The sequence below is a fragment of the Streptomyces sp. NPDC058741 genome (genome assembly GCF_042746715.1).
Lineage (GTDB): Bacteria > Actinomycetota > Actinomycetes > Streptomycetales > Streptomycetaceae > Streptomyces.
In genome coordinates this window covers 53,164-66,824 of record NZ_JBHYQH010000039.1, presented here as the reverse complement: position 1 = coordinate 66,824, position 13,661 = coordinate 53,164, and the positions used below count along the sequence as shown (strand labels likewise).

The 13,661-nt window shown below is 71.5% G+C and carries 14 protein-coding genes and 1 pseudogene; 14 read left to right on the top strand and 1 reads right to left on the bottom strand.

Translation table 11 applies throughout. The features are described 5' to 3' along the window. Window positions 1-33 precede the first annotated feature (33 nt). Both ACFW6P_RS25790 and ffh read left to right on the top strand, forming a co-directional pair. A pseudogene (locus ACFW6P_RS25790) lies at window positions 34-2,459 on the top strand ([protein-PII] uridylyltransferase). An 83-nt stretch (window positions 2,460-2,542) separates the two neighbouring features. Beyond that, window positions 2,543-4,090 carry a signal recognition particle protein gene (gene ffh, locus ACFW6P_RS25785; protein ID WP_386358294.1) on the top strand — a complete coding sequence of 516 codons (1,548 nt, stop codon included), beginning with the start codon at window positions 2,543-2,545 and terminating at the stop codon, window positions 4,088-4,090. Between the two features lie 82 nt (window positions 4,091-4,172). On the opposite strand, the gene ACFW6P_RS25780 is transcribed toward ffh, so the two are convergent. Beyond that, window positions 4,173-5,027: a class I SAM-dependent methyltransferase gene (locus tag ACFW6P_RS25780; RefSeq protein WP_386424940.1), complete on the bottom strand. Its 855-nt coding sequence runs from the start codon at window positions 5,025-5,027 to the stop codon at window positions 4,173-4,175. Window positions 5,028-5,545: 518 nt separating this feature from the next. Here ACFW6P_RS25780 and ACFW6P_RS25775 point away from each other — a divergent pair. The 12 genes from ACFW6P_RS25775 to ACFW6P_RS25720 all read left to right on the top strand — a co-directional run bounded on the left by ACFW6P_RS25775 (window position 5,546) and on the right by ACFW6P_RS25720 (window position 13,648). Then, entirely contained in the window at window positions 5,546-6,154 is a 609-nt protein-coding gene (locus tag ACFW6P_RS25775) for a hypothetical protein (RefSeq protein ID WP_386358298.1), read from the top strand. 289 nt (window positions 6,155-6,443) lie between these two features. After that, window positions 6,444-6,863 carry a 30S ribosomal protein S16 gene (rpsP, locus tag ACFW6P_RS25770; RefSeq protein WP_386358300.1) on the top strand — a complete coding sequence of 140 codons (420 nt, stop codon included), beginning with the start codon at window positions 6,444-6,446 and terminating at the stop codon, window positions 6,861-6,863. Window positions 6,864-6,865: 2 nt separating this feature from the next. Beyond that, a complete protein-coding gene (locus ACFW6P_RS25765) occupies window positions 6,866-7,105 on the top strand; it encodes an RNA-binding protein (protein WP_003973401.1) in 240 nt (79 codons plus the stop codon). Between the two features lie 267 nt (window positions 7,106-7,372). Next, complete coding sequence (rimM, locus tag ACFW6P_RS25760) at window positions 7,373-7,915, top strand: ribosome maturation factor RimM (RefSeq protein ID WP_386424938.1); 543 nt, start codon at window positions 7,373-7,375, stop codon at window positions 7,913-7,915. Further along, on the top strand, window positions 7,915-8,748 hold the full coding sequence (trmD, locus tag ACFW6P_RS25755; RefSeq protein WP_386358303.1) for a tRNA (guanosine(37)-N1)-methyltransferase TrmD: 834 nt from the start codon (window positions 7,915-7,917) through the stop codon (window positions 8,746-8,748). Before rimM ends, trmD begins: the two co-directional genes overlap by 1 nt. A 134-nt stretch (window positions 8,749-8,882) precedes the next feature. Continuing rightward, window positions 8,883-9,233, top strand: coding sequence for a 50S ribosomal protein L19 (gene rplS / locus ACFW6P_RS25750; protein WP_125504003.1), 351 nt, complete (start codon window positions 8,883-8,885; stop codon window positions 9,231-9,233). Between the two features lie 45 nt (window positions 9,234-9,278). Further along, window positions 9,279-10,004, top strand: coding sequence for a signal peptidase I (lepB, locus tag ACFW6P_RS25745; protein ID WP_386358305.1), 726 nt, complete (start codon window positions 9,279-9,281; stop codon window positions 10,002-10,004). Continuing rightward, a complete protein-coding gene (lepB, locus tag ACFW6P_RS25740; RefSeq protein WP_386358307.1) occupies window positions 9,997-11,088 on the top strand; it encodes a signal peptidase I in 1,092 nt (363 codons plus the stop codon). The genes lepB (ACFW6P_RS25745) and lepB (ACFW6P_RS25740) overlap by 8 nt, the downstream gene beginning before the upstream one ends. Continuing rightward, a complete protein-coding gene (gene lepB, locus ACFW6P_RS25735; protein WP_386358309.1) occupies window positions 10,976-11,938 on the top strand; it encodes a signal peptidase I in 963 nt (320 codons plus the stop codon). Before lepB (ACFW6P_RS25740) ends, lepB (ACFW6P_RS25735) begins: the two co-directional genes overlap by 113 nt. 51 nt (window positions 11,939-11,989) lie before the next feature. Further along, window positions 11,990-12,769: a signal peptidase I gene (gene lepB / locus ACFW6P_RS25730; protein ID WP_386358311.1), complete on the top strand. Its 780-nt coding sequence runs from the start codon at window positions 11,990-11,992 to the stop codon at window positions 12,767-12,769. Continuing rightward, a complete protein-coding gene (locus tag ACFW6P_RS25725) occupies window positions 12,759-13,283 on the top strand; it encodes an NUDIX hydrolase (RefSeq protein ID WP_386358313.1) in 525 nt (174 codons plus the stop codon). Before lepB (ACFW6P_RS25730) ends, ACFW6P_RS25725 begins: the two co-directional genes overlap by 11 nt. Window positions 13,284-13,339: 56 nt before the next feature. Next, complete coding sequence (locus ACFW6P_RS25720) at window positions 13,340-13,648, top strand: DUF2469 domain-containing protein (RefSeq protein WP_003993268.1); 309 nt, start codon at window positions 13,340-13,342, stop codon at window positions 13,646-13,648. Window positions 13,649-13,661: the final 13 nt, after the last annotated feature.

Sequence of the window (13,661 nt, the reverse complement as noted above, 5' to 3'; positions counted from 1 at the left end):
GTGGGGGCGGTTTGGGTTTTCTTCTTTGGGCTAGTGTTGCTCTGTTCGGGCCCCCCGGGGGCCGCGGGGGCGGCCCGGCTGCACACACGTGGGAGGAGGCGCGGTCCGGGCCGCCGCGCCGTGCGGCCCTGGCCGACCTCACGGACGACTGGCTCACCGGCCTGTTCGCGGCGGGCGCGGAAGGACTGCGCGGCGTGAGCCTGGTCGCCGTCGGCGGCTACGGACGCGGCGAACTGTCCCCGCGCAGCGACCTCGACCTGCTCCTGCTGCACGACGGCGGCGACCCCAAGGCGGTCGCCGCCCTCGCCGACCGGCTCTGGTACCCCGTCTGGGACCTGGGCCTGGACCTCGACCACTCGGTGCGCACCCCCGCCGAGGCCCGCAGGACCGCGGGCGAGGACCTCAAGGCGCAGCTCGGCCTGCTGGACGCCCGGCACATCGCCGGCGACCTCGGCCTCACCGCCTCCCTGCGCACCGCCGTGCTGGCCGACTGGCGCAACCAGGCGCCCAAGCGCCTGCCCGAACTGCAGGAACTGTGCGCCGAACGCGCCGAGCGGCAGGGCGAGTTGCAGTACCTGCTGGAACCCGACCTGAAGGAGGCCCGCGGCGGACTGCGCGACGCCACCGTGCTGCGGGCCGTCGCCGCCTCCTGGCTCGCCGACGCCCCGCGCGAGGGACTCGCCGACGCCCGGCGCCGGCTCCTCGACGTCCGGGACGCCCTGCACCTGGCCACTGGGCGCGCCACCGACCGGCTCGCCCTGCAGGAGCAGGACCAGGTGGCCGCCGGACTCGGCCTCCTCGACGCGGACACGCTGCTGCGGCAGGTCTACGAAGCGGCCCGGCTCGTCTCGTACGCCAGCGACGTCACCTGGCGCGAGGTGGGGCGCGTGCTGCGCTCGCGCGCGGTACGGCCCCGGCTGCGCGCCATACTGGGCGGCGGGAAACCGGCCGCCGAGCGCTCCCCGCTCGCCGAGGGCGTGGTGGAGCAGGACGGCGAGGTGGTGCTCGCCCGCGCCGCCCGCCCCGAGCGCGACCCCGTCCTGCCGCTGCGCGCCGCCGCGGCCGCCGCGCAGGCCGGACTCCCGCTCTCGCTGCACGCCGTACGGCGCCTGGCGGCCACCGTGTGCCCGCTGCCCACGCCCTGGCCCGCCGAGGCCCGCGAACAGCTCGTCACCCTGCTGGGCTCCGGCCGCCCCACCGTCGAGGTCTGGGAGGCGCTGGAGGCCGAGGGGCTGATCACCCGGCTGCTGCCGGACTGGGAGCGGGTGCGCTGCCGGCCGCAGCGCAACGCCGTGCACCTGTGGACCGTCGACCGGCACCTCATCGAGACCGCCGTGCGCGCCTCGGAGTTCACCCGCCGGGTCAGCCGGCCCGACCTGCTGCTGGTCGCCGCGCTGCTGCACGACATCGGCAAGGGCTGGCCCGGCGACCACTCGGTGGCCGGTGAGATCATCGCCAAGGACGTGGCCGCCCGCATCGGCTTCGACCACCACGACGTCACCGTCGTCGCCGCCCTCGTACGGCACCACCTGCTGCTCGTCGAGACCGCCACCCGGCGCGATCTGGAGGACCCCGCCACCGTGCGCGCCGTCGCCGAGGCCGTCGGCGCCCCGGGCACCCTGGAACTGCTGCACGCGCTCACCGAGGCCGACGCCCTGGCCACCGGCCCGGCCGCGTGGTCGTCCTGGCGGAGCTCGCTCGTCTCCGATCTGGTCCGGCGGGTCTCGGCGGTGTTCGCCGGGGACCTCCCCGGCGAACCCGAGGAGAGCGCGCCCACCGCCGAGCAGGAGCGGCTCGCCCTGGAGGCCGCCGCCACCGGCAGCCCCGTCCTCTCCCTGCGCGCCCAGACCGAACCCCCCGCCGGGGAGGAGCCCTCCGGCGACCCCGAGCCCCTCGGGGTGGAACTGCTCATCGCCGTGCCCGACCAGCCGGGCGTGCTGCCCGCGGTGGCCGGTGTCCTGGCAGTGCACCGGCTGACCGTACGGACCGCCGAGCTGCGCTCCCTGCGCCTTCCGGACGGGGTCGACGCCTCCGTCCTGCTGCTCGACTGGCGGGTCGCGGCCGAGTACGGCTCCCTGCCGCAGGCCGCCCGGCTGCGCGCGGACCTGGTCCGGGCCCTGGACGGCTCCCTCGACATCGCCGCCCGGCTCGCCGAGCGGGACGCGGCCTACCCGCGCCGCCGGGGAGTGGTGGCGCCCCCGCCGAGGGTGTCGGTCCACCCCGCCGCCTCCCGGCTGGCCACGGTGATCGAGGTCCGCTCCCAGGACGCCCCCGGCCTGCTGTTCCGCATCGGCCGTGCCCTGGAGGACGCGACGGTGCGGGTGCGCAGCGCGCATGTCAGCACCCTGGGCGCCAACGCCGTCGACGCTTTCTACGTGACCGGCCCGGAGGGCGCGCCGCTGCCCGGGGACGAGGCGGAGTCGGTGGCGCGGAAACTGGAGGAGACACTGCGGGGGTGAGGCCGACCCGGCGACTTGTCACGCCGGGATACCCTGGAGGGCGATTCCCCCGTCTGTCTCCGACCCCGAGGACCGCGAGCGCCGTGTTCGATACTCTTTCCGATCGCCTCTCAGCGACCTTCAAGAACCTGCGCGGCAAGGGACGGCTCTCCGAGGCGGACATCGACGCCACGGCGCGCGAGATCCGGATCGCTCTCCTGGAAGCCGACGTCGCCCTGCCGGTCGTCCGGACGTTCATCAAGAACGTCAAGGAGCGTGCCCTCGGCGCCGAGGTCTCCCGGGCGCTGAACCCGGCCCAGCAGGTCCTCAAGATCGTCAACGAGGAACTGGTCACGATCCTCGGCGGCGAGACCCGGCGGCTGCGCTTCGCCAAGCAGCCGCCCACCGTGATCATGCTGGCCGGTCTGCAGGGTGCCGGTAAGACGACCCTCGCGGGCAAGCTCGGCCGCTGGCTGAGGGAGCAGGGCCACTCGCCGCTGCTGGTGGCCTGCGACCTCCAGCGCCCGAACGCGGTGAACCAGCTCAGCGTGGTCGCCGAGCGCGCCGGTGTCGCCGTCTACGCCCCGGAGCCGGGCAACGGCGTGGGCGACCCGGTCAAGGTCGCCAAGGACTCGATCGACTTCGCCAGGTCCAAGGTCCACGACATCGTGATCGTGGACACCGCCGGCCGCCTGGGCATCGACCAGGACATGATGCGGCAGGCCGCGGACATCCGCGACGCCGTCTCCCCGGACGAGATCCTGTTCGTCGTCGACGCGATGATCGGCCAGGACGCGGTCAACACCGCCGAGGCCTTCCGCGACGGCGTGGGCTTCGACGGCGTGGTGCTCTCCAAGCTCGACGGCGACGCCCGTGGTGGTGCCGCCCTGTCGATCCGGCAGATCACCGGCAAGGCGATCATGTTCGCCTCCAACGGCGAGAAGCTCGACGACTTCGACGCCTTCCACCCCGACCGGATGGCCTCCCGCATCCTCGACATGGGTGACCTGCTCACCCTGATCGAGCAGGCGGAGAAGACGTTCAGCCAGGAAGAGGCCGAGAAGATGGCCTCCAAGCTGGCGTCCAAGAAGGGCCAGGACTTCACCCTGGACGACTTCCTGGCCCAGATGGAGCAGGTCCGCAAGATGGGCTCCCTCTCCAAGCTGCTCGGCATGCTGCCGGGCATGGGCCAGATGAAGGACCAGATCCAGAACCTCGACGAGCGGGACGTCGACCGCACGGCGGCCATCATCAAGTCGATGACCCCGGGCGAGCGCCAGGACCCGACGATCATCAACGGCTCGCGCCGCGCCCGTATCGCCCGCGGTTCCGGTGTCGAGGTCAGCGCCGTGAAGAACCTGGTCGAGCGGTTCTTCGAGGCCCGCAAGATGATGTCCCGCATGGCCCAGGGCGGCGGCATGCCGGGAATGCCCGGGATGCCGGGCATGGGTGGCGGCCCCGGCCGGGCCAAGAAGAAGCAGAAGCAGGCCAAGGGCAAGCAGCGCTCCGGCAACCCGATGAAGCGCAAGCAGCAGGAGCAGGAGGCCGCCGCCCGCCGCGCGGCCGCCGCCGAGGGCGGCGCCTTCGGCCTGCCCCAGCAGGGCGGCAAGGACTTCGAACTGCCGGACGAGTTCAAGAAGTTCATGGGCTGACCGCCCGTCCCGCGCGGAACCGAGGGCGACCCGTTGGGAAAGGGGGGCGCCCTCGGCGGTTCGTACGGGCCCGGCCCGCCCGTCAGGGCGTCCGGGCGATCAGGTACCGGAAGACGTTCGGCATCCACACCGTGCCGTCCTCGCGCTGGTGGGGATGGAGGGCCCCGGCCAGCTCCTTGTCGACCTGGACCTGGTCGGCCGCCGTCATCGCCGCGTCGAACAGACCCGTCGACTTCAGGCCCCGTACCGCGCTGTCCACGTCGGCGTACCCGAAGGGGCAGGCGACGCGGCCGGAGCCGTCCGGCCTCAGTCCGGCACGCTGGGCGACCTCCTCCAGGTCGTCGCGCAGGGCCGGGCGCCAGCTGCCCGTCCCGCGCACCGGCTCCGCCGGCTTCCCGGCGACCCGCAGCACGGAAGCCGTCGCGCAGCGCTCCGGCGGACCCCAGCCGACGAGCACCACGGCCACCCCGCGCGCAGCGAGCGGCGTCGCCTCCGCGAGCAGCCCGCCGAGCCCCTCGGCGTCGCCGGCCAGGCATCCGATCGGCTCGAAGGCCGTCACCAGGGTGTACGCGGGAGCGCCCGGCTCCGCCGTGTCGCGCGGCGAGCCCTCCACCAGCCGGGCGTCCGGGCGTCCGTGCGTGCCCCAGGCGTCGGGCAGCAGCCGCTGCCGTGCCAGGGTCACTCTTTGGGGGGATGCGTCGACACCGGTGACCGCCGCTCCCCGGGCGGCGGCCATCAGCAGGGCGAGTCCGCTCCCGCAGTCGAGGCCGAGCAGCCGCGTGGCGGGACCCACGTCCAGTCGCTCGTACACGGCCTCGTAGAGCGGTACGAGCATCCGCTCCTGGATCTCTGACCAGTCACGCGCGCGTGCACGCAGGTCCACGCGGGGTGCGGCCCCCGCGTGAGGCAGGTGCTGCCGCACGAGCGTAGGTGTCATGAGTAAGCGCCCCAATCCGCCGAGAGTTGCCTCTTGCCCGATTCCATGGCCCCCGTGACAGTGCGCTCGCACTACCCCCTATGTCAGGTAACTCCCCCCTCGACGCGTCGTCCAGTGGAATGCGGCAGGGCTTGTGAGATGTCATGTGCCGGTGGCGAGATTTCACATTCCGGCAACGCGGGCCCCCCGGAGGACGGCCCGCTGCCGGACGGCGGTGACGCCCCGAGTAACGTCACGGGCGCGGCGCACGCTGATGCATGCACAGCCCCCGATCGCGCAGGGCTGCCGAAACGGCTCTTACGCCCTCACGAACCCCAGTTCCCCAGGCGCGGGCGCAGGCTTCCGCGCCGGGGCGTACGCGGCGCTACGCACCACCTTGTGGTGAGCTGCGAGGCTTCTCCATAGATCAGCGCAGGCGCCCTCGTCGTGACGCATCAGAGGCAACTGACGGGTAAGTGCAAATTATTTGGGATGGCCCGGAATCGGAACACCGGGGCACTCCGGCTCGTTGTCATTACGTGAGCACGACACAGACACCACCTGTTCTCGCCGCAGAGCTGGCACAGGCGTGGGCCGACATTCAGCGGTACCACACCGAGTTGCCCGACCTTGCCGCGCCAGAGTCCCTGATCGGGGAGTCGTCGTCCGCGTGCGGTCACGAGCTCTCCTTCGAGCGACTGCTCCATGAGGCAGTCCATGGCATCGCCGCCGCGCGCGGCGTCCGCGACACCTCCCGTGCGGGCCGCTACCACAACCGCAGATTCCTCGCGATCGCCGAGGAGCTGGGCCTGGACCACCCCGAGGAACCGCATCCCAGCAGCGGCTTCTCCCTGGTCACGCTCACGCCGGAGGCGAAGCGCCGATACCGTCCGACGGTGGAACGCCTCCAGCGCGCGCTGAAGGCCCACACCGCCGCGACCTCCTCCGACACCTCCCGCACCTTCCGGGGCCCGGCCGCCCGGCACGGCTCCTCGGGCGGCGGGGTCCGGGTCAAGGCCGTCTGTGACTGCGGGCGCAACGTCCGCGTCGTCCCGTCGGTCCTCGCCCAGGCTCCCATCGTCTGCGGGGGCTGCGGCAAGCCGTTCCGGATCCCCGACGTCGTGGGCGCGGGAGCGGTGGCCGGCTGACGTCCTGCACCGGCATCTCGTGGCTGCCGGTCGAGACGTACCGCCGGAACGGATCGGCGCCCGGTGTGATCCACCTCCACGCCGGGTGCCGATTCGTCATGCCCGGGCAGCGGTCCACACCCCGTCCGGGAGCGGCCCCCGGGTGTGGCACAATGACTAGCTGTACTCGACAGCCGCACAGGAACCCTCTCGCCTCCGGCTGACGCGTCCATCGGGCACTCGGGTACCGCAACCCCACGCGGCTCTCTCGCCGTGCCCAACCACGTCAAATCCAGGAGAACCCACTCCCGTGGCAGTCAAGATCAAGCTGAAGCGTCTGGGCAAGATCCGTTCGCCTCACTACCGCATCGTCGTCGCCGACTCCCGCACCCGTCGTGACGGCCGTGCGATCGAGGAGATCGGCAAGTACCACCCGACGTACAACCCGTCGGTGATCGAGGTCGACGCCGAGCGCGTGGCGTACTGGCTCGGTGTCGGCGCCCAGCCGACCGAGCCCGTGCTGGCCATCCTCAAGAAGACCGGCGACTGGCAGAAGTTCAAGGGCGAGCCGGCTCCGGCCCCGCTCCTGACGCGCCCTGAGAAGGCCGCGCGCCCGTCGTTCGAGGCTCTCGGCGGTGACGACGAGGGCAAGGGTGAGGCGATCACCCAGAAGAAGAAGGCTGAGAAGAAGGACGAGGCTGCCGCCGAGTCCGCTTCGACCGAGGCCTGAGCATGCTCGAGGAGGCTCTCGAGCACCTCGTGAAGGGCATCGTCGACAACCCTGACGATGTGCAGGTCGCCTCGCGCAACCTGCGCCGCGGGCGGGTGCTCGAGGTCCGGGTCCACCCGGACGACCTCGGCAAGGTGATCGGCCGCAACGGCCGCACCGCACGCGCCCTGCGTACCGTCGTGGGCGCCATCGGCGGTCGCGGTGTCCGCGTCGACCTCGTCGACGTGGACCACGTCCGCTGACGCTCGTCGCAAACCGGCTCGGGCCGGTCCGGCGGATCAGGTCGCAGGAAACAGGCGGTTTCTTTCAGCGCACATGAGCGGGGCCTGGTGCGTCCAGCTGCAAGGCGGAGGAGGGAGTCGACGCGGAGCGTCGGCGACTGACGACAACGCGGCAGACGGATGTGCCAGGCCCCGCGTCTGCGACGGGATCCGCCGGACCGGCCCGAGGGCCGGGGAGGGCCTGAGGGCCGTCCCCGGCCCGCAGTCGTATGACAGGAGATTGCACACGTGCAGCTGGTAGTCGCACGGATCGGCCGTGCCCATGGCATCAAGGGTGAGGTCACCGTCGAGGTACGCACCGACGAGCCGGAGCTGAGGCTCGCCCCCGGGGCCGTGCTCGCCACCGACCCCGCCTCCGCGGGGCCGCTCACCATCGAGACGGGCCGCGTGCACAGCGGCCGCCTCCTGCTGCGTTTCGAGGGCGTCAGCGACCGCACCGGCGCCGAGGCCCTGCGCAACACCCTCCTGATCGCCGAGATCGACCCGGAGGAACTGCCCGAGGGCGAGGACGAGTACTACGACCACCAGCTCATCGACCTCGACGTGGTCACCGCCGACGGCACCGAGGTCGGCCGCATCACGGAGATCTCGCACCTGCCCACCCAGGACCTCTTCATCGTGGAGCGCCCCGACGGCAGCGAGGTGATGATCCCCTTCGTCGAGGAGATCGTCGCCGGGGTCGACCTGCAGGAGCAGAAGGCCGTCATCACCCCGCCGCCCGGCCTGATCGACGACCGCGCCGAGATCGCCTCCAGCCGGGACGAGTCGTGATGCGCCTCGACGTCGTCACGATCTTCCCGGAGTACCTGGACCCGCTGAACGTCTCCCTCGTCGGCAAGGCACGCGCGCGGGGACAGCTCGACGTCCACGTCCACGACCTGCGCTCCTGGACGCACGACCGGCACAACACCGTCGACGACACCCCCTACGGCGGCGGCCCCGGCATGGTCATGAAGACCGGGCCCTGGGGAGAGGCGCTGGACTCCGTCCTGGCCGACGGCTACGAGACCGGCTCCCGCGAGCCGGTCCTGATCGTGCCCACCCCGAGCGGCCGCCCCTTCACCCAGGAACTCGCCGTCCAGCTCTCCGAGCGCCCCTGGCTGATCTTCACACCGGCCCGCTACGAGGGCATCGACCGGCGTGTCGTCGACGAGTACGCCACACGGATACCGGTGTACGAGGTGTCCATCGGCGACTACGTCCTGGCCGGCGGCGAGGCGGCCGTCCTGGTCGTCACGGAGGCCGTGGCCAGGCTGCTGCCCGGCGTCCTGGGCAACGCCGAGTCCCACCGGGACGACTCCTTCGCACCCGGCGCGATGGCCAACCTCCTGGAAGGCCCCGTCTACACCAAGCCGCCCGAGTGGCGTGGCCGGGACATCCCCGAGGTGCTGCTCAGCGGTCACCACGGGAAGATCGCCCGCTGGCGCCGGGACGAGGCCCTCAAGCGCACCACCGCCCACCGGCCCGACCTGATCGAGCGGTGCGACCCCAAGGCCTTCGACAAGAAGGACCGCGAGATGCTCTCCATCCTGGGCTGGGCACCGGACCCGGCGGGGGAGCCCTACGGCCGATTTTGGCGCAGGACCGACGGCGTGGAACAATAGCGAGCCGTTGTGCGTCCGTCCGGCGTGCGCCCCTGCCACAGGGGGAGACGACGCCCGTCCGACGTGTACAGCCCAAATCCGAAACACCTAGTTGCCGCTGATGACCTGTGGCATCAGCGAAGAAAGCAGACGCAATGTCTCACCTGCTCGACTCCGTCGACTCCGCCTCGCTGCGCAGCGACGTCCCCGCCTTCCGCCCGGGCGACACGGTCAACGTGCACGTCCGTGTCATCGAGGGCAGTCGCTCCCGTGTGCAGCAGTTCAAGGGCGTCGTGATCCGCCGCCAGGGCGCCGGCGTGCGCGAGACCTTCACGGTCCGCAAGGTCTCCTTCTCCGTCGGCGTCGAGCGCACCTTCCCGGTGCACACCCCGATCGTGGAGAAGATCGAGCTCGTCACCAAGGGTGACGTCCGCCGCGCCAAGCTGTACTACCTGCGCGAGCTGCGCGGCAAGGCCGCGAAGATCAAGGAGAAGCGCGAGAACTGAGCGCTCTCCGGGGTTCACTCCGGAGCCGGATAGCATCTGGCTCCGATGGACACCGAAGCACAGCACACGGAGCGCGACCGCTCCTCCCGCCCTTCCGACTCCGAGGCCGCCGCCCCGGACTCCGGGGAGCCGGAGGGACGGTCGCGTTTCGCGTTGGTGGCGCGGATCAGCGCCCGGGTGCCGGGCGGCCGGATCACCCTGACCCTCCTGCTGTGCATGCTGTTCCCGCTGCTGCTGAGCACCTTCGTCCTGCAGCCGTTCCAGATCCCCAGCGGATCCATGGAACAGGCATTGAGGATCGGCGACCGGGTTCTCGTAAACAAGTTGGCGTACCGTTTCGGTGCCGTGCCGCAGCGGGGAGACATCGTCGTGTTCGACGGGACCGGGTACTTCGGGCACGCGGACTACGTCAAACGCGTTGTCGGCGTGGGGGGAGACCACGTGGTCTGCTGCGACAAGGAGGGGAGGATCCGGGTGAACGGCCGGCCGGTCGACGAGTCGGGCTTCCTGTACCCCGGCGACAGTCCGTCCACGGTCCCCTTCGACGTCGTCGTGCCCGCCGGCAGGCTCTTCGTCCTCGGCGACCACCGCAGCGACTCCAGCGACTCCCGCGACCACCTCGGCTCACCCGGCGGCGGCATGATTCCGGTCGGCGAGGTGATCGGCCGCGCCGACTGGATCGTCTGGCCGACCGCCCACGCCACCCGCCTGGACCGCCCCGGCGCCTACGCGCGCGTGCCCGCGCCCGGAAGGGCGGGCGCCCATGGGTAACCGCGGCAAACCACGCGGCGCCCCCGCCAGTGCCGCGGACAACCTGCTGCCCACCGGCGCCCGGCGCCCCGCCGGCCCGTCCCGCGGCCGGACGCGAGCCGAACGGCGCAAGCTCCAGCGCAAGGTCAAGCGGCGCCGCAGGCGCGGTGCCGTCAAGGAGGTACCCCTCCTCGTCGGCGTCGCCGTCCTGATAGCCCTCGTGCTGAAGACGTTCCTCGTCCAGGCCTTCGTCATCCCGTCGGGCTCCATGGAGCAGACGATCCAGATCGGCGACCGCGTGCTGGTCGACAAGCTCACTCCGTGGTTCGGCTCCAAGCCGCAGCGCGGGGACGTCGTCGTGTTCAAGGACCCCGGCGGCTGGCTCCAGGACGAGCAGACCACGACCAGGAAGAACGACCCCATCGTCGTCAAACAGGTCAAGGAAGGGCTCACCTTCATCGGCCTGCTGCCGTCGGAGAACGACAAGGACCTCATCAAGCGGGTCGTCGGCGTCGGCGGCGACCGCGTCAAGTGCTGCGACGCCCAAGGGCGCGTGACCGTCAACGGCATCCCGCTGAACGAGGACTACCTCTACCCCGGCGCCGCGCCCTCCGACACGCCGTTCGACATCACGGTCCCCCCGGGACGCCTGTGGGTGATGGGCGACCACCGCAACAACTCGGCCGATTCCCGGGCCCACCAGGACACGGACTACGGCGGCACGGTCTCCGAGGACGAGGTCGTGGGCCGCGCCATGGTCATCGCCTGGCCCCTCGGCCACTGGACCACCCTGGAGGAGCCGAACACCTACGCCTCCGTGTCCGACTCGGGCACCGGGTCGACCGCTGCCGCACGGCTGTCGCATAGGGTTGCCTCGGACGATTCGAACGGAACGATCCAGCTCCCGACTCCTGCGGAACTCCCGCTCGTTATGGGAGTGGTGGGCCTGCGCCGCGGATGGGGCAGGCGGCGGCACAGAGTGAGGAGTTGGCGTGGGGGATGTGGCGGTTGGCGCACGGTCCGGACACGACGGCGAGGAGCACCGCGGACGCCCGGCGGAATCCACCGTCCCGGCCGCGGACAGCGCCGTGACCTCAGGGAATGACTCCGGGGCAGCCGAGGACGACAGGGTGACGGGCGAGTACGGCACAGCCGAGAGCGAAGGTCCGGGCGGTACCTCGGGGACACCGAGGAAGCCGCGCTCCTTCTGGAAGGAGCTGCCCATCCTGATCGGCATCGCGCTGGTGCTCGCGCTGCTGATCAAGACCTTTCTGGTGCAGGCGTTCTCCATCCCGTCCGACTCGATGCAGAACACCCTCCAGCAGGGTGACCGCGTCCTGGTCGACAAGCTCACCCCCTGGTTCGGCTCCGAGCCCGAGCGCGGCGAGGTCGTCGTCTTCCACGACCCCGACAACTGGCTGGCGGGCGAGCCGACCACCGACCCGAACGCCCTCCAGACGTTCCTCAGCTGGATCGGCCTCATGCCGTCCGCGGAGGAGAAGGACCTCATCAAGCGCGTCGTCGGCGTCGGCGGTGACACGATCGAGTGCAAGGGCACCGGCCCGCTGACGGTCAACGGCAAGGCACTGAACGAGCAGTCCTACGTCTACGCCGGCAACACGCCGTGCAGCGTCGACGACCAGGGCGGCCGGTTCAAGGTGAAGGTCCCCGAGGGCTTCATCTGGGTCATGGGCGACCACCGGCAGAACTCGCGCGACTCCCGCTACAACCAGTCGGACAAGAACAACGGCATGGTCCCCGTGAAGGACGTCGTCGGACGCGCCGTCGTCATCGCCTGGCCGGTCAACCGCTGGGGCACCCTGCCGGTGCCGGACACCTTCGACCAGCCGGGGCTGAGCGCACGGGCGACCGCCGCCGTCCTGCCCCTCGCGCCGCAGGGACTGGCGCTGGCCGGCATCGTGCCGGTGGTGTGGTGGCGCCGCAGGAAGCCCTGATTCCGGCAGCGGGCTGACCCTGGTCGGTACCCCCGGGTAGGGTGCGGACCCATGGGTGGCGAGAGCTTGACGCACACGGCCCCGCGCGGCGGCGGCCCAGGTACGGGCCCGGTGGGCAGCCGGACCGGACAGCGGTTGTCCGGGCTGGCCGTCGCACTGGGCCTGGTGCTTTTCCTCGGGGGCTTCGCCTGGGGAGCGGTCGTCTACCGGCCGTACACCGTCCCCACCAGCTCGATGACGCCCACGATCGACGCCGGCGACCGGATCCTGGCGCAGCGCGTCGACGGCGGCGAGGTGCGCAGGGGTGACGTCGTCGTCTTCCAGGACACGTCCTGGGCGAACGCGCCGATGGTCAAGCGCGTGGTCGCCGTCGGCGGCGACACGGTCTCCTGCTGCCAGGACGGCAGGCTCAAGGTCAACGGCAAGGAGATCGACGAGACGTACCTGCCCGAGGGCACACCGGCGGGTACGACCAACTTCCCGACCGTGACCGTCCCCGAGGGCCGTCTCTTCCTGCTCGGCGACGAGCGCGGCAACTCCGTGGACTCCACCGCCCACCTCACCGACGCCGCCCGCGGCACGGTGGCCCGCTCCGCCGTGGACGCGCGCGTGGACGCCGTCGTCTGGCCCTTGAAGGGCATGGTGGAGCGTCCCACCGGCTTCGAGCCCCTCAACACCCTCTCCTCGCCCGGACCGCTGCGGACGATCACGCTCCTCGTGATCGCCGGCGCGGTCCTCGTCCTCGCCGGCGGCGCCTACGGGCCCGTGGCCAAGCGTGCGGGGGCGGCCCGGGCCCGGCGGGCGGACGCGGAGCCCGCCGGTGTCCGCTGAGACCGCGGGCGCGGTTCAGGACACCTACGAGGACGGGCTGCGCAAGGTCGCCCGGGTGGTCCTGCTGGACCCGCGCGACCGCATCCTGCTGCTGCACGGGCACGAGCCGGACGATCCGGCCGACGACTGGTGGTTCACGCCCGGCGGCGGTGTGGAGGGCGAGGAGACCCGTGAGGAGGCCGCCCTGCGGGAACTCGCCGAGGAGACGGGGATCACCGAGGTCGAGCTCGGCCCGGTGCTGTGGCGGCGGACGTGCTCGTTCCCGTTCGCGGGCCGCCGCTGGCACCAGGACGAGTGGTACTACCTGGCCCGTACGGACCGTACGGCGGTCGCGGCCGCCGGGCTGACCGACCTGGAACGGCGCAGTGTCGCCGGAGCGCGCTGGTGGACGTGTCCGGAACTGACCCGGGCACATGAGACGGTGTATCCGACCAGACTCGCCGGGCTGCTGCGCACGCTGCTCGACGAAGGTCCCCCGGCCAGGCCCGTGATCCTTGACCCGGAAATCGTCTAGGGGCTCGCGGCACTGGCGCACAATGGTGGGATCGCACGGCTGAAGGGGAACATGCCATGAGCGCCGAGGACCTCGAGAAGTACGAGACCGAGATGGAGCTGAAGCTCTACCGGGAGTACCGCGATGTCGTCGGTCTGTTCAAATACGTGATCGAGACTGAGCGGCGCTTCTACCTCACCAACGACTACGAGATGCAGGTGCACTCGGTCCAGGGTGAGGTGTTCTTCGAGGTGTCCATGGCGGATGCCTGGGTGTGGGACATGTACCGGCCGGCGCGGTTCGTGAAGCAGGTCCGGGTGCTGACGTTCAAGGACGTGAACATCGAGGAGCTGAACAAGAGCGACCTGGAGCTGCCGAGCGGCTGAGACCGCTCGCTCC